Source organism: Phaeobacter gallaeciensis (assembly GCF_001678945.1).
Lineage (GTDB): Bacteria > Pseudomonadota > Alphaproteobacteria > Rhodobacterales > Rhodobacteraceae > Phycobacter > Phycobacter gallaeciensis_A.
In genome coordinates, this window is the sequence record NZ_CP015124.1 from 2,802,253 (window position 1) to 2,819,035 (window position 16,783).

Annotated in this window: 21 protein-coding genes; 9 read left to right on the top strand and 12 right to left on the bottom strand. The window is 63.6% G+C overall.

What is annotated here, in order from left to right; translation table 11 throughout:
- Positions 1-51: 51 nt before the first annotated feature.
- The 3 genes from JL2886_RS13285 to ubiA all read right to left on the bottom strand — a co-directional run bounded on the left by JL2886_RS13285 (position 52) and on the right by ubiA (position 3,402).
- Positions 52-366 carry a hypothetical protein gene (locus tag JL2886_RS13285; protein WP_065272443.1) on the bottom strand — a complete coding sequence of 105 codons (315 nt, stop codon included), beginning with the start codon at positions 364-366 and terminating at the stop codon, positions 52-54.
- Positions 363-2,378 (bottom strand): OmpA family protein, encoded by a 2,016-nt coding sequence (locus tag JL2886_RS13290; RefSeq protein ID WP_082996085.1) that lies wholly within the window; start codon positions 2,376-2,378, stop codon positions 363-365. The genes JL2886_RS13285 and JL2886_RS13290 overlap by 4 nt, the downstream gene beginning before the upstream one ends.
- A gap of 61 nt (positions 2,379-2,439) precedes the next feature.
- Positions 2,440-3,402: a 4-hydroxybenzoate octaprenyltransferase gene (ubiA, locus tag JL2886_RS13295; protein ID WP_065272444.1), complete on the bottom strand. Its 963-nt coding sequence runs from the start codon at positions 3,400-3,402 to the stop codon at positions 2,440-2,442.
- Between the two features lie 12 nt (positions 3,403-3,414).
- On the opposite strand from ubiA, the gene JL2886_RS13300 reads away from it, so the two are divergent.
- The 4 genes from JL2886_RS13300 to JL2886_RS13315 all read left to right on the top strand — a co-directional run bounded on the left by JL2886_RS13300 (position 3,415) and on the right by JL2886_RS13315 (position 6,994).
- A complete protein-coding gene (locus JL2886_RS13300; protein ID WP_065272445.1) occupies positions 3,415-4,197 on the top strand; it encodes a 16S rRNA (uracil(1498)-N(3))-methyltransferase in 783 nt (260 codons plus the stop codon).
- A gap of 1 nt (position 4,198) precedes the next feature.
- Positions 4,199-5,032, top strand: coding sequence for a GNAT family N-acetyltransferase (locus JL2886_RS13305; protein ID WP_065272446.1), 834 nt, complete (start codon positions 4,199-4,201; stop codon positions 5,030-5,032).
- Entirely contained in the window at positions 5,029-5,556 is a 528-nt protein-coding gene (locus JL2886_RS13310) for a hypothetical protein (protein ID WP_065272447.1), read from the top strand. The genes JL2886_RS13305 and JL2886_RS13310 overlap by 4 nt, the downstream gene beginning before the upstream one ends.
- A gap of 67 nt (positions 5,557-5,623) precedes the next feature.
- Entirely contained in the window at positions 5,624-6,994 is a 1,371-nt protein-coding gene (locus tag JL2886_RS13315; RefSeq protein WP_065273699.1) for a glutamate--cysteine ligase, read from the top strand.
- Between the two features lie 55 nt (positions 6,995-7,049).
- On the opposite strand, the gene JL2886_RS13320 is transcribed toward JL2886_RS13315, so the two are convergent.
- The 4 genes from JL2886_RS13320 to JL2886_RS13335 all read right to left on the bottom strand — a co-directional run bounded on the left by JL2886_RS13320 (position 7,050) and on the right by JL2886_RS13335 (position 9,054).
- Positions 7,050-7,418 carry a hypothetical protein gene (locus JL2886_RS13320; RefSeq protein WP_065272448.1) on the bottom strand — a complete coding sequence of 123 codons (369 nt, stop codon included), beginning with the start codon at positions 7,416-7,418 and terminating at the stop codon, positions 7,050-7,052.
- Positions 7,419-7,435: 17 nt separating this feature from the next.
- On the bottom strand, positions 7,436-7,870 hold the full coding sequence (locus tag JL2886_RS13325) for a hypothetical protein (protein WP_065272449.1): 435 nt from the start codon (positions 7,868-7,870) through the stop codon (positions 7,436-7,438).
- A 35-nt stretch (positions 7,871-7,905) separates the two neighbouring features.
- Positions 7,906-8,439, bottom strand: coding sequence for a GbsR/MarR family transcriptional regulator (locus tag JL2886_RS13330; protein WP_065272450.1), 534 nt, complete (start codon positions 8,437-8,439; stop codon positions 7,906-7,908).
- A gap of 138 nt (positions 8,440-8,577) precedes the next feature.
- Positions 8,578-9,054, bottom strand: coding sequence for a YHS domain-containing (seleno)protein (locus JL2886_RS13335; RefSeq protein WP_065272451.1), 477 nt, complete (start codon positions 9,052-9,054; stop codon positions 8,578-8,580).
- Positions 9,055-9,451: 397 nt separating this feature from the next.
- On the opposite strand from JL2886_RS13335, the gene JL2886_RS13340 reads away from it, so the two are divergent.
- A complete protein-coding gene (locus JL2886_RS13340) occupies positions 9,452-10,168 on the top strand; it encodes a GGDEF domain-containing protein (protein ID WP_065272452.1) in 717 nt (238 codons plus the stop codon).
- Between the two features lie 25 nt (positions 10,169-10,193).
- Here the strand turns inward: JL2886_RS13340 and plsY are convergent, their stop codons facing one another.
- Genes plsY through JL2886_RS13365 form a run of 5 tightly spaced genes read right to left on the bottom strand, consistent with a single transcriptional unit; the run spans position 10,194 to position 14,022 of the window.
- Complete coding sequence (gene plsY, locus JL2886_RS13345) at positions 10,194-10,799, bottom strand: glycerol-3-phosphate 1-O-acyltransferase PlsY (RefSeq protein ID WP_065272453.1); 606 nt, start codon at positions 10,797-10,799, stop codon at positions 10,194-10,196.
- Entirely contained in the window at positions 10,799-12,109 is a 1,311-nt protein-coding gene (gene pyrC / locus JL2886_RS13350) for a dihydroorotase (protein ID WP_065272454.1), read from the bottom strand. Before pyrC ends, plsY begins: the two co-directional genes overlap by 1 nt.
- Positions 12,106-12,501, bottom strand: a complete 396-nt coding sequence (locus JL2886_RS13355) for a hypothetical protein (protein WP_065272455.1) — start codon at positions 12,499-12,501, stop codon at positions 12,106-12,108. The genes pyrC and JL2886_RS13355 overlap by 4 nt, the downstream gene beginning before the upstream one ends.
- Position 12,502: 1 nt before the next feature.
- Complete coding sequence (locus JL2886_RS13360) at positions 12,503-13,036, bottom strand: hypothetical protein (protein ID WP_065272456.1); 534 nt, start codon at positions 13,034-13,036, stop codon at positions 12,503-12,505.
- A gap of 5 nt (positions 13,037-13,041) precedes the next feature.
- Complete coding sequence (locus tag JL2886_RS13365) at positions 13,042-14,022, bottom strand: aspartate carbamoyltransferase catalytic subunit (RefSeq protein ID WP_065272457.1); 981 nt, start codon at positions 14,020-14,022, stop codon at positions 13,042-13,044.
- 164 nt (positions 14,023-14,186) lie between these two features.
- Between JL2886_RS13365 and JL2886_RS13370 the strand changes: the two genes are divergently transcribed.
- Genes JL2886_RS13370 through moaB form a run of 4 tightly spaced genes read left to right on the top strand, consistent with a single transcriptional unit; the run spans position 14,187 to position 16,748 of the window.
- Complete coding sequence (locus JL2886_RS13370; protein ID WP_065272458.1) at positions 14,187-14,963, top strand: uracil-DNA glycosylase; 777 nt, start codon at positions 14,187-14,189, stop codon at positions 14,961-14,963.
- A gap of 13 nt (positions 14,964-14,976) precedes the next feature.
- Positions 14,977-15,579: a metallophosphoesterase family protein gene (locus JL2886_RS13375; protein WP_065272459.1), complete on the top strand. Its 603-nt coding sequence runs from the start codon at positions 14,977-14,979 to the stop codon at positions 15,577-15,579.
- The gene (locus JL2886_RS13380) at positions 15,572-16,192 is read left to right on the top strand and encodes a LysE family translocator (RefSeq protein ID WP_065272460.1); all 621 of its coding nucleotides are present in this window, start codon (positions 15,572-15,574) and stop codon (positions 16,190-16,192) included. The genes JL2886_RS13375 and JL2886_RS13380 overlap by 8 nt, the downstream gene beginning before the upstream one ends.
- Positions 16,193-16,205: 13 nt before the next feature.
- Positions 16,206-16,748: a molybdenum cofactor biosynthesis protein B gene (gene moaB, locus JL2886_RS13385; protein WP_065272461.1), complete on the top strand. Its 543-nt coding sequence runs from the start codon at positions 16,206-16,208 to the stop codon at positions 16,746-16,748.
- Positions 16,749-16,783: the final 35 nt, after the last annotated feature.

Genomic DNA, 16,783 nt, shown 5'->3' on the forward strand with positions numbered 1-16,783 from the left:
GTTCCGCCCGATCCTCTTCCCGGGCAGGATGGCCGGGGCGGTTTTTTTAGATCAGTGGTTCAGCTGCGCGCGCAACTCTTCGGCCTCGCGGCGGGCATCGCGCAGACCTTCCATGGCCGCGCTCAGCTCGGCTTCGGTCTGGGTCAGCTGGTTGGTCAGCTCCGCTTCGCGTTGTTGCAGGTAGGTGATCGCCTGATCGCGTGTCTCTTCGGCCTCGTGCAATTCCTGGCTCATCCGGTCCAGATCGGCCACGTCGCTTTGCCGGACGCGGGTGAAACGGTGCACCAGCCAATTGGCAAACCAGCCCATCGCGAAGGCGGCAAACAGGATGATTGCGGTGGTGAGGATGAACTCTGTCCTGTTCATTGGCCCGATGTCTCCTGTTCTGTGTCGCCGGTCTCAGTGTCAGCCGCCTGTGCGTCGTCACCCTCGGCGTCTTCTGCTTGGGTTTCAGCCTGGGTTTCGGTTTCGCCTTCGGCTGCAGGGGCTTTGGCCTCTGCTGTCGTCTCCTCCACGGGCGCTGCGGCGCTGTCGAGGGTGCTTTCCTCGCTCTCGCCAGTCGTCGGCAGCAGCAGGCGGAAATCGATGCGGCGGTTGGCTTCGCGGCCTTCCTCGGTGTCGTTCGAGGCGATCGGGCTGCTTTCGCCAAATCCGCGCGCGATATAGGTCGAGGTCAGGATCCGCCGCGCCCGCAATTCGTTGAGAACCGATTGCGCTCGCGCCTGGCTGAGGTTCTGGTTCATCTCCTCACGCCCCTGGCTGTCGGTGTGGCCTTGGATTTCCAGCCGTATCGGGCCGCATTTCTCAAGGATCGCGGCGATCTTGTCGATGATCACGTTGCTGCCGGCCTCCACCGTGGCCGAGCCGGGCTCAAAGGTGATCTTGCCGTTCTCCAGCTGCACGCTGGTCAGCGCCGCCTGACACAGCTCCGGCGCCATCGGTTGATCCTTGGGCGCGGGCGGCTCTTCATAGGTGATGTCGAGCTCATAGTCTTCGGCCTCGCCCAGTTTGGCGGACAGGAACTTGGCAATCTCTGAGGAGGCATCCTTGCGGTAGCTCATGCCGCGCAGGGTTAGATCCTCTGGCGTGACGCTGACCGCGCCGCGCTCCAGATAGGAAAGCGCCTCAAGCCCGGCCAGCACCCGCACCGGCCAATCGGCAGGCAGTCCCTCGGCCACGCGCGCGGCGGTATAGACGCTGTCGGAGCCAAACCGCGCCTTGGCATAGCTGTCGGCGATGGTGCGGGTGGCGGCATCGGTGATGCGCCCGCGCAGCTGCACCTGGCCTTCGGGGCTGAGCGTGGCGGTGAATTCGGGCGGTCCGGCAGCGGCATCGGTTTCCGGCATGGGCAGCACCGCGTGCAGGGCAAAGACCTGCGGCAGCGCGGTTTCCAGCTCTCCCACCACTGTGTCGAATTGGGCCTCCGGCGTGCCTTCGGCGGCGACAAGGGTGATATCGGCGTTGGCGATGGTGACCGAGCCCTGACCCAATTCCGCAAGGCTCTGAATGCTGAGTTCGGCGGCATCGGCCCATGTGGGGGAGGGAACCCCCATGCCAATCACGCAGTCGGCCTCTCCCTCCAGTCCGGCAGCGCGGGCGGCGGACAGGATGCGGGCGCGGCTTTCCTCGTCCTCGGCTGAGCAGGCATCGAACCGGGCACCGCTTTCGGAAATCAGAAACCGCAGGGTAAAGGGCGTGATCACCGGGCGCGGCGCGGCAATATCAAGGCTGAGACGGATCTGCGGCGGTGCCATCCTGCTCAGCTGGCGTTCAAAACTGTCGCGTTCTTCGGTGCTGTCGGCGATTGCGGTCACCGAAACCGCGCCTGCCTCGACCGAGATCTTGGAGCGCGGCAGCAGCTCCAACGCCGCGACGGCGAATTTCAGCGCCGGGTCCCAGCCATCGGGGAGCGGGTAATCCGCGGTTTCCAGAAGATCGGCGACCTTCTTGTTGTTGTCTTCGGCGATGCGGTCCAGCTGTCCGACCAGCGTCTCGCGCGAGGCGGACAGCGGGATCAACCCGCTGATTGAAATGCCCCGATCATTGCGCAGGATTTCCGCCGAAAACCGCGGCGGCGCCAATCCGTCCGAGGGCGGCACCGTGATATCGTCGATCACCCGCGCCGCATCGACAATGCTGCCTGCCAGAGAGATCGCTGCAAACCGGGTGGCTTCGTCCGGGGCGGTGCCCTGCAGGGTGACCCGCAGCCCGTCGGCGGTGACCTCGGCCCAGTGCAGGCCCGCAACATCCAGAGACCGGCGCACTTCGCGCTCGCTGCCACGCTCGACGGCTGTGACGGCAAACCCCGCTGCGATCAGGCTCAGCCCTGCCGCCGCGGCGAAGGACAAAGTCGGGATCAGAAACGAAGACAGGCGCATTGCAACAGCATTCCCAGATACGGTTGGGCTCTGTCATACAGGCCAGCGGCGGCCTGTTCAATCACACGAAAGTGGCCACGGCAAAGAAGATCAGCGGAATCAAGCCGGTATCGCGGTTGAGCCGGAACAGCTTCAACAGGCGGGGGTTGTTTTCGGGATCAAATACGCGCAATTGCCAGGTCATGTGCCAGCCCATAGCCCAGGGACCGGCAAGCGCAATCAGCAGGGTCAGCAGGTTGGCATCGACATGTGCGGCCAGCACAACGGCAAGGGCCATCAGGCCCACGGTTGCCACGATGAAGCGGCGCAGCCAGCTGGGGCTGTTGTCGCCAAACAGGCGGGCGGTGGATTTGACGCCGATCAGCGCGTCGTCCTCGGTGTCCTGATGTGCATAGATGGTGTCATAAAACAGCGTCCAGGCAATCCCCGCCAGATAGAGGATGACCGGCGGCCATGCCAACGATCCGGTATGCGCCACCCAGGCCAGCATGGCCCCCCAGTTGAAGGCCAGCCCAAGGAAGATCTGCGGCCACCAGGTGAACCTTTTGGCAAAGGGGTAGACGGCAACTGGCAGCAGCGCCAGCACGCCCATGCCGATGGCAGCCCAGTTGAAGGTCATCAGGATGCCAAAGGCCACAAGCGCCTGCGCGCACATCCAAGTCACCGCGCCGCGCACGGTCACCTGTCCGGATGGGATCGGTCGTGATCGGGTACGCTCGACCGCGCCGTCAAAGTTGCGGTCGGTGATGTCGTTCCATGTGCAGCCCGCACCGCGCATCAGCCAGGCGCCAAGCCCACAGGCGACAAAGATCCAGGCGTCCTGCCAGACCGGGGTGTCATCCCAGAGGATGGCCAGCGCCAGACCCCACCAGCAGGGGATCAGCAACAGCCATGTGCCGATCGGGCGGTCTGCGCGGCTCAGCCGCAGATAGGGGCGCGACCAGGCGGGCGCGTGGGTGTCCACCCAATTCCCCTTGACCGCATCTGCGACCTGACCATCTGGTGTTGGCGATTGCCCTTGCATATGTAGGACCTCATGAGTGCGAAGATCAGACTGTATGTAGAGCACCCCTTGGGGGCAGGGCAAACCATTCCTTTGGACCGGGATCAGGCACATTACCTCTTCGGGGTGATGCGGCAGGCTGTCGGCGCCAAGGTGGCCCTGTTCAACGGGCGTGATGGAGAATGGCTGGCCGAGGTAGCCGAAGCAGGCAAACGCGGCGGGGTATTGAGCTGTCTTGAGCAGACGCGCCCCTTGCAGATGCCGCCAGACCTGTGGCTGATTTTTGCCCCGATCAAGAAGGCGCGCACCGATTTCATCGTCGAAAAGGCCGCCGAGATGGGCGCGGCGCGAATCCTGCCGGTGCAGACCGACTTCACCAATTCCGAGCGTATTCGCCAGGACCGGCTACAGGCCCACGCGGTGGAGGCGGCCGAGCAATGCGGTGGTACCTTCGTTCCCGAGGTGACGGATCTGCAGAAACTGTCGCGCCTGCTGGATCACTGGCCGCAGGAGCGTCAGTTGATGTTCTGCGACGAGGCCGAGGTGGGGCAGAGGCTGTTTCTGGATCGCGTCGAGGGTGGCGGCCGTCCGGGGGCGGAGGGGCGCTGCCCGGCCTATCGTCCGGGCGAAGTCTCTCAGCCAGGATCCTGGGCCATCCTCATCGGTCCCGAAGGCGGTTTCTCTGAGGCTGAGCGCAAGCGTCTGCACGGGATGGAGCAGGCCCATGTGGTCAGCCTTGGCCCGCGGATCCTGCGCGCCGACACCGCAGCGGTGGCGGCAATGACCCTGTGGCAGCAAAGTCTCGGGGATTGGTGACATGGTCTGGCGCGCCGCCCGCGCGGCTGACATTCCGCAGATAGAGCGCCTGCTGCGCCAGCATCTGCAAAGCTCGATGTTCCTTCTGGGCAACCTGCAGGATCCCGGCAATGGACAGGAGATGGATCTTTGGGTGCAGGATGACCACTCGGGCGTCTTTGGTCTGACAGAGGCGGGCATGGTGCTGATGCAGGCGCCCCACGCGCGCGCCGAAGACTGGCAGGAGGCATCTGCGCTGCTGGCCGGGCGGAGCATCGTGGGCTGCGCCGGAGACACCGCACAGCTGCGCGCCTTTCTCGCCGCCAGCGATCTTGTCTCCTGCCCGACCCGGCTGGATGAAAACGAGCCGGGGTTCTCCCTTGACCTTGACCAGCTGGAAATACCGAAGGCTGAACAGGCGGCGCTGATCCCGCTGGCCGCGGCGCCGCGCGATCTGGTGCTGGACTGGCGGGCGGCATATCATCGCGAAGTTCTGGGGGCCGGGGCGGAGGTCAGTGAAGAAAAGGCGGCGCAGGATATCGCCGGTTACCTTGACCGTGACAGCCACCGGGTTCTTTCAATTGCCGGACAACCGGTTGCCATGACAGGGTTCAATGCCCAGATACCGGAGGTGGTGCAGATCGGTGGCGTCTATACGCCGCCGGGTTTGCGGGGCAGGGGGTTGGCGCGCCTTGCCGTCGCCCTGCATCTGGACGAGGCCCGCAAGGCCGGGGCGCAGCGGGCCGTGTTGTTCGCCGCCAGCCCGGCAGCAGCGCGCGCCTATGAGGCAATCGGGTTCCGGCCCGCTGGATCATTTTCTCTGGTGCTTTTTGCCCCGGAACAGGAGGTGCCATGAGTTTCATCCGACCCGAAGCACAGGCCAGCCTGTGGCGCTGGCGCGAGCTGATCGTCGCGGCGCTGATGCTGCTGGTGGGGCTGAAGTGGGCTTTCACCTCCTATGGATTTACCGCCATGACCGGCTGGGCGCTGATTGCGGTCGGGCTGGTTCTGGCCGTGGTGGGGGCGCAGCGGCTGCGATTTCGGCTGGGCGCAGGCGGGCCGGGTGTGGTGCAGGTGGACGAAGGGCAGATCGCCTATTTCGGTCCTCTGACGGGCGGCGCCGTTGCGGCCTCCGAAATCGAACGGCTGCGGCTGGATCACACCGCGAAACCGCCCCATTGGGTGCTGGAACAGCCGGGACAGCCGCCGCTGGCGATCCCGGTCAACGCCGAAGGTCACGAGGCGCTGTTTGACGTCTTTGCCAGCCTTCCGGGGTTGCGCACGGAGCGGATGCTGGCCGAGCTGCGCAAGGCCGGTGCTCACCAGGTCGTGATCTGGGAGCGCATCCCAAGCCGACCCACCCACCAAAGGCTGCATTGACACCGGCGTCGTTTGGCCCCACTTCTGACCGCCGAAAACAGCGAAACAACAGGACGGAGTGCCCGGCATGTCCATTCCCCAGTCCGGCGGCGGACCGATCGAACGCCACGAACAGATGGCCGAATACCTGGCCTCCGGCTGTAAACCGAGCGCCGACTGGCGCATCGGCACCGAGCACGAGAAGTTCGGCTATTGCAAGGATACGCTGAAACCGCTGCCCTACGCCGGTCAACGCTCGATCCAGGCGGTACTGGAAGGGCTGCGTGATCGTTATGGCTGGTCGCCCGTCACCGAAGGCGGCAACCTCATTGGTCTGACCAAGGATGGCGCCAACGTCAGCCTTGAACCCGGCGGGGCGCTGGAGCTTTCGGGCGCGCCTCTGGAAACCATTCACGAGACCTGCGACGAGGTAAACGTCCACCTGCGCGAGGTGAAGGAAATCGCCGACAAGATCGGCGTCGGTTTCATCGGCCTTGGCGCCGCTCCGATCTGGACCCATGACGAGATGCCGCTGATGCCCAAGGGGCGTTACCGGCTGATGAACGATTACATGGCCAAGGTCGGCACCATGGGCCGGGACATGATGCGCCGCACCACCACGGTGCAGGTGAACCTTGATTTCGCCTCTGAGGCCGACATGGTGCAGAAACTGCGCGTCGCCCTGGCGTTGCAGCCGGTGGCCACTGCGCTGTTTGCCAATTCGCCTTTCTTCGAAGGTATACCCAACGGCCACAAGTCCTGGCGCAGCAAGATCTGGCGCCATCTCGACGATGCCCGCACCGGCATGCTGCCCTTCGTCTTTGAAAAGGGCATGGGATTTGAACGCTACGTGGAATACGCGCTCGATGTGCCGATGTATTTCGTCTACCGCGATGGTGAATACATCAACGCGCTGGGTCAGTCCTTCCGCGATTTCCTCAATGGCAAACTGCCCGCGCTGCCCGGTGAAACCCCGACGCTCAGCGATTGGGCTGACCACCTGACCACCGCCTTTCCCGAGGCGCGGATCAAGAAATACATGGAGATGCGCGGCGCCGATGGCGGCCCCTGGCGCAGGCTCTGCGCGCTGCCGGCCTTCTGGGTGGGTCTGATGTACGACCAAAACAGCCTCGATGCGGCCTGGGATCTGGTCAAGGGCTGGGATGCGGAAACCCGCGAGGCCCTGCGCGTGGGCGCGGCGGAACAGGCGCTGCAGGCCGAGGTCGGAGACATCAAGATGCACGATCTGGCGCGTCAGGTGCTGGAGATTTCCGAGGCAGGCCTCAAGGCGCGCGCCCGTCCCGGCGCTGGTGGCATGGTCCCTGACGAGACGCATTTCCTGAATGCACTGAAGGAAAGCATCGACAGCGGCAAGGTCCCGGCAGACGAACTGCTGGAGCATTATCACGGCGACTGGAACGGCGATCTGACCCGGATCTACGCCGAATACAGCTACTGATCCAAAACGTAAAACGGGGCGCCGCTGAGGCGCCCCGCTTTCTGGGGGCCTGGGCTCAAGCGGCGCTTGCGGCCGGTTTGCCTGTGGCAACTGTGGCAGGTGGGTTCACCGCCTCGCGGACCACGGCGCGCAGGGTGGCGACGGCGTGGGCGAAGCCGAGACCGAGGCAGATCGCAGCAAAGCCGAGCGCGGGCAACAGGCCCCAGACACCTAGGTCAAGCACCGGCATCGCGGCGCCGATCAGCCCGATGCCCCCGAGGGCGATCATGGCATAGCCGGTTGCGATGGTGACGCCTGCCGCCTGCGCGGCACTGCCCGATTGCGGGCAGTCGCCTAAGATGCTGGAAATTTTGAGGATCATCAGGGTCATCGCGGTGACCATGAGAAGGGCGAGGGCGAGGTAGGTTGCGATTTGAAACAGCATGGTGGTGTCCTTTCGATTCAGAGGGGTTGTTTGTAAAAATCACGTTTGAGAGAGGCGTAAATGCAGCCGCTAATCCAGCCCCAGATAGGGGCAAAGAGACTTCCCCAAACCAAGCGCATGCCATCCCAGCTTTGTGTGGAACGGGACATGTCAGGCAGTTGTAGAATGATCCCAAACAGAATGAGGTTGGTAAGAAATGCCAGCCCTGCCCATGCTTCCGGAGTGGAGTCGCGCATGGCCAGGTAGGCCAGCATTATTGGTGTTCCGGCCAGAACATAAACTGGTCCGCCGATAAGGGTGGCGAAGGGGCTGATCAGAGTCGGTGCTCCTATCAATCCAGCCAGCAGCGGCCCGCCGACGACGGCGAGGGCGAAGGCAACGGGGTCCACCAGGTGGCGCTTTGCCACGACTTCGGGCTCAGTATTTTTTAGCCTATCAGTTATTTCTGTCATTTGTGAAATCTCCAGGTAAAATTTTTTGGGCAGGTCTAGTCGGATTTACCGCCGGGCAGGAAGCGCACCAGTTTCGATCCCATCTTCAGCACCGCCAGATGCACCGCGCGGGGCAGGCGGGAAAAGTCCATGTACCAGTCATCAAACATCTGCATCACGCGCAGGGTCTCGCCCATGCGCGCCTTGATGACCTTGGGGGTGTTGTCCTCTTCGGCCTCGGCCATGACCTCTTCAAGGGCGCGTAAGGTAGGGGCGAACTCGCGTTCACGGCGGGCGGCGATCACGGCATCCACCAGATCGAACATGTCGCGGATCGAGGTGAAATGATCGCGTCGGTCGCCCAGCTGGCGGGAGGATTTGACCAGCCCTTGTGACTGTAGTTCCTTTAGCCCGTTGGACACGTTGGAGCGGGCAAGGTTCAGCGTGTCGCAAATTTCCTCGGCGGTCAGCGCATCGGGCGAGATATGCAAGAGCGCGTGGATCTGCGCAACAGACCGGTTCACGCCCCATTTGGAGCCCATTTCGCCCCAGTGGAGGATGAAGTTCTGCATGGCCGGGGTGAGGTTCATTCGAGTGATCCTGAAATTTCTGTAATTGCAGAAATAACTGGATTGCGAGTCGAGTCAAGAAAAAACCGACGGCAGGGAAATCCTGCCGCCGGGTAAAGCGTCCGTGAGTGAGGTCGCTTTTGCTACGGCGTGGGAACCTTACTGGTTCTGCAGCTCAACCGGATCTTTGTGCTCGATGTCGCCCCAGTTTGCGTCGGCTTTTTCGATGAAGCCTGCGACGTCACCTTCCCAGCGCTCCTGGATGTCGGTTGCCAGGTTCAGGTACAGTTTGTCGTCAACGATTTTCCACAGGGTCGGGTCGCCGTCGAATTTGAAGCCCATGGCCGCGCCGAATGCGCAGTATCCGCCGTACTCGGGCAGGTAGGCTTCGGGGTTCTTTTCAAATGCAACTTTGTTTTCTTCGGAAGCAAAGCGATACAGAGCGTCGTTGTGCAGCGCGGTGATTTTCCAGTTGCCGGGGGTCGGCTCACCAACGGTGAAATATGCAACCGGGTCGTAGCCTTGCAGGGCCAGGCCGGTCGAGGACGCGTTCAGTTCCACGCCTGCTGCCATCGCCGAAGTCGCCAGTGCAACGGACAGCGCGACACCGCTCACAATAGTCTTGAATTTGTTCATGGTTCCATCCTTTGGAATGCGGGCCGATGACGAAATGCGCCATGTGTCGGCCCTTGGGTCGATAGTCTGCGTGCAACCCTTTGCGGCTGTCACAGCACCCATGTGGAGGCAGAGGCGCTCACGTTCAAAACAACTCATAGTGACTGCGCTTGGTGGCACTTTTGGGTGTTCAGAACTGCACATCACAAGGCTGCGTGTTTTCTGTGATGGGGGCACGGCGCCTGCGGTCGCAGTGTCGAATGTTGCGCCGCACCAGCGCATTGCGAACAAAGGACAGGGAGCCTGACCGGATGAACAGGGTCTGACGCAAAAGAATGGTTAAAACTGCTTTTGCGCGGCAGGGAGCTTTAACCATTGCATGCTAGGAACCGGACCGCACATCCGATCAAGAGTCATCATGTTTAAAATTCGCTCCGAGGCCGACAAATGGAAATATGTCGTGGGCATTACCGGCATGGCCGTTTGCCTTTCGGTTCTGCTGACATGGCTGTTGCTGGGGGATGGGCTGACGACCGATATGCTTCGGGCTTCGATTCTGGGGCCGCTGCTGATCGCGCCGCCTGCCTGCCTGATGTCGGCCAACCGCTCGCTTGAAATCCACCAGCTTAACAAACAGCTGGAGCATCTTTTGGCCCATGACCAGATGACCAACCTGCTCAGCCGCAGTCATTTCATGCGGCAGATGCATGAGATGCAGGGGGATCTACGGGGCAGTTTCCTCATGCTGGATATCGACCTGTTCAAGCAGGTGAACGATACCTATGGCCACCTTGTAGGGGATGAGGTGATCCGCCGCGTCGCCGCGGTGATTGAAGAACACGTGAAGCAGGACGGGCTGGCGGCGCGCTATGGCGGCGAGGAATTCGTGGTCTGCCTGCCGCAAAAGGATCTCGATGATGCCATGCAGCGCGCCGAGGACATCCGGCAGGCGGTGGAGCGGCAGACCGTCAAGGTGCTGGACAAAGAGCTGAACTGCACGATTTCCATCGGGCTTGGCTATGCCGATGGCCGCAACCCGGTGGAGGAGGTGCTGCGGCGCGCAGATGAGGCGCTTTATCTGGCCAAGCGTCAAGGTCGCAACCGCGTTGGGGCGCCGCTGCCGCTGGCCACATAGGCCGGGTGCGCCGGGTGCGCCGGAGTTATTTCTGGCCGATTTTCGGTTCGGTTCCGGCGCGCAGGCGGGCGATGTTTTCCGAATGGCGCCAGAAAACGATCACGGTCAGGGCAATGGTCAGCGCCACGATCTGCGGCACACCCAGCAGCAGTGCCCAAACCGGGGCGGCCAGCGCTGACAATAGCGCCGAAGCCGATGACATGCGGGTGATCGCAGCGCCTGCCAGCCAGGTCAGGCAGGCAGCAACGCCCACCGGCCAGGCCAGGGCCAGCATCAGGCCCAGGAAGGTCGCAACGCCCTTGCCACCCTTGAAGCCCAGCCAGACCGGGAAACAATGGCCGAGGAAGGCCGCAAGACCTGCCAGTTGCGCCGCGTCCTCTCCGGCCAGCATCCGCGCCAGAATGACTGCGACCGCGCCCTTGCCGCCATCCAGGAGCAGCGTCAGCAAGGCCGCCAGTTTCGATCCGGTACGCAGCACATTGGTGGTGCCGATATTGCCCGATCCGATGTCCCGCAGGTTGCCAAGTCCCATCAGCCGCGTCAGCACCAGACCAAAGGGAATTGACCCCAGCCCGTAACCCACAAGGGCCCAGAGCAGCATCATCAGGAACGGGGTGTCGAATGCAGGCATCAGTCTCTCCGGAAAACGGGCGCGCCGGCCACATAGGTTGCCAGCACTCTGCCCTGCATCCGCTGGCCGTCAAAGGGGGTATTCTGCGATTTCGATTTCAGCGTAAAGCGGTCCAGCACAAAAGGCACATCCGCATCGAACAGGATCAAGTCCGCAGGTGCCCCGGCAGACATACGCCCGCAAGCCAGACCCAGCCGTTTTGCGGGGTTCAGGGACATCGCCCGGAACAGGGTCGGCAGATCCAGTTGCTCGGCATGATACAGGCGCAGGGCCGCAGGCAGCAGGGTCTCCAATGCCACGGCGCCGGCAGCGGCTTCTTCAAACGGCAGGCGTTTGCTTTCCTCATCCTGCGGCGTGTGCATCGAGGAAATCGTGTCGATCAGCCCGCTGCGCACCGCTTCGATCACCGCCAGGCGGTCCTCTTCCGCGCGCAGCGGCGGTTTCACCTTGAAGAAGGTGCGGTAGTCGGCCACGTCGAGCTCATTCAGGGTCAGGTGGTGGATCGAGGTGCCAGCCGTGATGTCCAGCCCATTGGCCTTGGCACGCTCCAATGCGGGCAGGGCGCGGGCGGTGGTGATCTGGTCGGCGTGATAGCGCGCGCCGGTCATCTCCAAGAGTGCGATATCCCGGTCCAGCCCCATGCGCTCCGCCATCGGAGAGACCGCAGGCAGGCCGCGTAGGGTGGCGAATTTGCTGCTGCTGGCGGCGGCGCCCGCGCTCAGCACCGGTTCCTGCGGGTGGGCGATCACCAGCGCGCCGCAGCTCTTGGCATAGGCCAGCGCGCGGGAAAACACCTTGGTATTGGCGACCACGTGATCGCAGTCGGAAAAGGCGACGGCGCCCGCATCCAGCAGAAAACCGATCTCGGTCATTTCGCGCCCTTCGCGCCCCTTGGTGAGCGCGGCCATGGGCAGCACGTTGACCGGCGTGTCGGCTTGGGCGCGGCGGGTGACGAACTCCAGTGTTTCGGGGCTGTCGATTGCGGGATTGGTGTCCGGGCGGGTGACCATGGTGGTGACACCCCCCGCCGCCGCCGCAAGGCCGGCGGTCTTGTAGCTTTCCTTGTGCCGCTCACCCGGCTCGCACACCTTCACGCCAATATCGACGATACCGGGGGCGAGGCATTTACCACCGCAATCGACCACTTTGGCCTCTGCCGGGTCAATGTTTCGCGCACGAAACAGGTGCTCTACCTGCGTACCCTCGGGCAGGATTTCGGTAATCTGACCGTCCGCGACAAGCACAGCCCCCGGCGCATCCGTTCCGGCCTCGGGGTCGATCAGTCGGGCATTGATGAACAGAGTGGTCATGCGCGGGCTCTTTCGATGGCTGAGAGGGTGGCGGCCGGATTGGCCTGATACTTGATAAGGTGCTTGTCACCGCCCCTGGTGATGATCTGGACATAGCTGCCCATCGACCGGGCGGTCTCGATCTCACCCAGCGGCACGCGGCGTTCGGCGGGGCCGGTCAGCACACCATCTGCGATGCGCCAGACGACGGCCATTTCCTCGCTCGCAAGATACCAGCCGCGCAGGGCGATGGCAGCAAGCCCGCCGATGGCGCCGGTCCAGATATGCGGATTGCCTGCCGCCCAGAGGAGCCCCATGCCCGCCGCCATGGCAAAGGCCGCCATCCAGGCGTGGGCGCGGATATAGGCGCTGCGGTCGGGGGTGAAGCTGATCTCGTCGGTGCCCTGCTGCATGTCAGCGCACCAGCAGATAAAGTACGAGCCCGACCAACCCCATCACCACCGCAAAGAGCGTGGCGCCGATGCGGCGGGCCTCGGCGCGCGCTTTGCGCGGGGCCAGCTTCGGTGCGGAATAGGGTTTGGCGCTTTCGGTCTCAATCGGGGCGCCGCTCCAGCTGGTGCCGGGCGTGCCGTAGGTGGCGACGGGCTTGATCTGCTCGGCGGGCGTCAGGCGCATCTCGCGCCCGCCAAAGGCGCGGGAGCGGATCACCATGACATGACCTTCGAGCGCGGCAAGGCGCTCCCGGTCCGGGGTGATCTGCTCTTCCGGAACGCCCATGCCTTCGGTCAGGTAGCCTGCCAGGCCAAGCTCTTCGAGGTCGCTGACCGGGAAGATTTCGACCTGTTCCATATCCAGCGCATCAATCCCCAGCACCTGCGCCAGTGCGCCTGGCTCGCGCAGAAAGACGGCCTGTTCGGGGCGCATGTCGAGGCGGAACAGGCGGATCACGCCGTGTTCGCCCGCAGGGATATGAATGACACCCTCCACCGGGATCAGCCCGCCTCGGCCACGCGGTCGGCGCGCAGGTTGCGGGCCAGAAGGTCCATCGCGGCCATGCGCACGGCGACGCCCATTTCCACCTGCTCCTGAATGACCGAGCGGTTGATGTCATCGGCGATGGTGCCGTCGATTTCGACCCCGCGGTTCATCGGGCCGGGGTGCATGACGATGGCGTCAGGTTTGGCCAGTGCCAGCTTTTCGGCATCGAGCCCGTAGCGGTGGTAGTATTCGCGTTCGGAGGGGATGAAACCGCCGTCCATGCGTTCCTTTTGAAGGCGCAGCATCATGACGACATCAACACCCTCAAGCCCCTCGCGCATGTCATCATAGATCTCGGCGCCGAATTCGGCGAAATGGCCGGGCACCAGCGTTGGCGGCCCGATCAGGCGGATGCGGTTTTCCATCTTGCCCAAGAGGATCAGGTTTGAGCGCGCCACGCGGCTGTGGGCGATGTCGCCGCAGATCGCGATGTTGAGGCGATGCAGCCGTCCCTTGGCGCGGCGGATGGTCAGCGCATCCAGCAGCGCCTGCGTCGGGTGTTCATGTCGGCCGTCGCCCGCGTTCAGCACCGCACAGTTTACCTTTTGCGCCAAAAGGTCCACGGCGCCGGAATGGGGATGGCGCACCACCAACAGATCGGGATGCATCGCATTCAGCGTCATCGCGGTGTCGATCAGCGTCTCACCCTTTTTGATGCTGGACGCCTGCATCGCCATGTTCATCACATCCGCGCCCAGCCGTTTGCCGGCCAGTTCGAAGCTGGCCTGAGTGCGGGTGGAGTTTTCAAAGAACATGTTGATCTGCGTCAGCCCCGCCAGCACGTCTGAATGTTTTTCCGGGCGGCGGTTCAGATCCACGTAGGTATCGGCCAGATCCAGGATCTCGGTGATCTCATGGGGCTTCAGATGCTCGATCCCCAACAGATGACGGGCTGCAAAACCGGGGCCGGTGGGGGGTGGGGAAACATGAGACATGAGGCAGGCTCCGCGCTGTTTGCGCGCCCTTATAGGCGCGGCGTCGCTGCCGGGCAAGGCACCGTGCTGCCGCTGCGGGGTGGTTTGGCTCAAAGGTGTTACCTCTTGTCCCGATGCGCAAGTCTCTGGTTCCGCTTGGCGCTGAGGCAGAGTAGCTTTGCGCCATGGAATCGGCATTGGATTATCACAGCGCCCGCGCCTTGCTCGCGTGGCAGATCGAACTGGGCGCAACCGAGGCCCTGTGCGAGACGCCCGTGAACCGCTACGAGCTGGAGCAGCAGGCGCCCAAGCCCGCGCGCGGCGCCCAGCCCGATGCGCCGCAGCCGGGCCAGATCCAGCGCCTGCCGGAGGTGGACCCGGTCGAAGTCGCACAAAAGGCCGCCGCAGCTGCGACCTCCCTCCCTGCCCTGCGCGAGGCGATGGCTGCCTTCGATCACTGCGAGCTGAAGCGTGGCGCCCGCAATCTGGTGTTCTGCGACGGTCAGGCCGGTTCCCGCGTGATGATCATCGGAGAGGCCCCGGGTCGCGACGAGGACCGCGAGGGGCGGCCTTTCGTGGGGCGTGCCGGGCAATTGCTGGACAAGATGCTGGGCGCCATCGATCTGGATCGCGACAAGAACGTCTATATCACCAACGTGCTGCCCTGGCGCCCGCCACAGAACCGCGATCCGCTGCCTGCGGAAATGGCGATGATGGTGCCTTTTCTGAAACGCCATGTCGAGCTGGCCGAGCCGGAGGTGCTGGTGCTGATGGGCAATATTAGCTGTCAGGCGGTCCTGGGCAAACGTGGCATCACCCGGCTGCGCGGTCAGTGGGATCAGGTCTGGGGCAAGCCGGTGATCCCGATGTTCCACCCGGCCTATCTTTTGCGCCAGCCCGCGCAGAAACGCGCAGCCTGGGCCGACCTTCTGGAGCTGAAGGCGCGGCTCACCGCCCTTTGACGAGGCTTTACACATGAATATTCTTGCCTTTTCCGACCTGCATCTGGCCCGCGCCCGCGCTGCCGATCTGGTGGCGGCCAGCGCCGATGCAGATCTGGTGGTGGGTGCCGGTGATTTTTGCAACGGGCGGCAGGGGCTGGATCAGGCGATGGAGCTGCTTTCGGGTATTACCGCGCCGATGGTCATGGTCGCCGGCAATGCCGAAAGTGCCGAAGAGCTGCGCGCTGCTGCGCCCGGGCATGCCCATGTGCTCCATGGAAATGGTGTCACAATCGATGGCATTACCTTCTGGGGGCTGGGCGGCGGTGTGCCGGAAACACCCTTTGGCGCCTGGTCCTGGGATCTGTCCGAAGACGCAGCCGAGGATCTGCTCGCACCCTGCACGCAGGCAGACGTGCTGGTGACCCATTCGCCGCCCAAGGGGCTGGGCGATCTCACCTCCACCGGCCTGTCGGTCGGCTCCACAGCGATCCGGGCCGCGATTGAGCGCCTAAAGCCGCAGCTGGCCCTGTTCGGTCACGTGCACGAGGCCTGGGGCACGCGCGGGAAGATCGGGCAGACGGCCTGTGCCAACCTTGGCCCGACGGCCAGTTTTTTTGAGGTGAGCAATGATTGATCCGCTGACGCTTCTTGCCTTTGTGCCCGCGGCGCTGGCGCTGAACCTGACGCCGGGGGCGGATATGATGTTCTGCCTTGGGCAGGGGCTGCGCTCGGGGCGGCGCGCGGCGGTCGCGGCCAGCGCCGGGATCACGGCCGGGTGTTTCGTGCATGTGGCACTGGCGGGTCTCGGCCTTGGCGCGGCGGTTGCTGCGGTTCCGGGACTTTTCGATGTAATCCGTTGGGTCGGCGTGGCCTATCTTCTTTATCTCGCTTGGACCACCTTCCGCAGCGGGCCTGTGACGGGCGATGCGCCTGCGGTGCCCGCGGCGCGGGCCTTTCGTTCCGGTTTTCTGGTGAATCTCACCAACCCCAAGGTGATCCTGTTCGTCCTCGCCTTTATCCCGCAATTCGTGGTCCCCGAGGCAGGTCCCGTGCTGCTGCAGTTCCTGATCTTCGGTGCGGTCCTGTCGCTGGGCGGTTTCGTGATCAACGGGTTGGTCGGGATCTTTGCGGGGCAGGCCGGGCGGCGGCTGATCACCAACCCGGTGGCGGGGCGCTGGCTGGGGCGGATCTCTGGCGGTATTTTTGCCGGTCTCGCGCTGAGGCTGGCCATTCTGGAAAAAGCATAAGGCGTAGCAGACCATGTCGCGTATCGATGAGAGCAAAGACTTCATTCCCGTCCGCATTGCCATCCTGACCGTCTCGGATAGCCGCTCGCTGGAGGAGGACCGCTCCGGGCAGGTCCTGGTGGATCGGCTGACCGAGGCAGGGCATGTGCTGGCCGACAGGAAGATCCTGCCGGATGAGCGCAGCGAGATCGCCGATCAGCTGCGCGCCTGGGTGGCGAACCCGGAGGTGGACGTCGTGATTTCCACCGGCGGCACCGGCCTTACGGGCCGCGATGTCACGGTCGAGGCGCACCGCGATGTCTATGAAAAGGAAATCGACGCCTTCGGTACCGTCTTCACCATCGTGTCGATGCAGAAGATCGGCACCTCGGCGGTGCAGTCACGGGCCACGGGCGGTGTTGCCGGGGGCACGTATCTGTTCGCGCTGCCGGGCAGCCCGGGCGCCTGCAAGGACGGCTGGGACGAAATCCTGGGCAGACAGCTCGATTTCCGCCACCGCCCCTGCAATTTCGTCGAGATAATGCCCCGTTTGGACGAACATCTGCGACGGAAGTGATCCGCGGCCGCGTGTAACCTCGTAACGGGTATGTT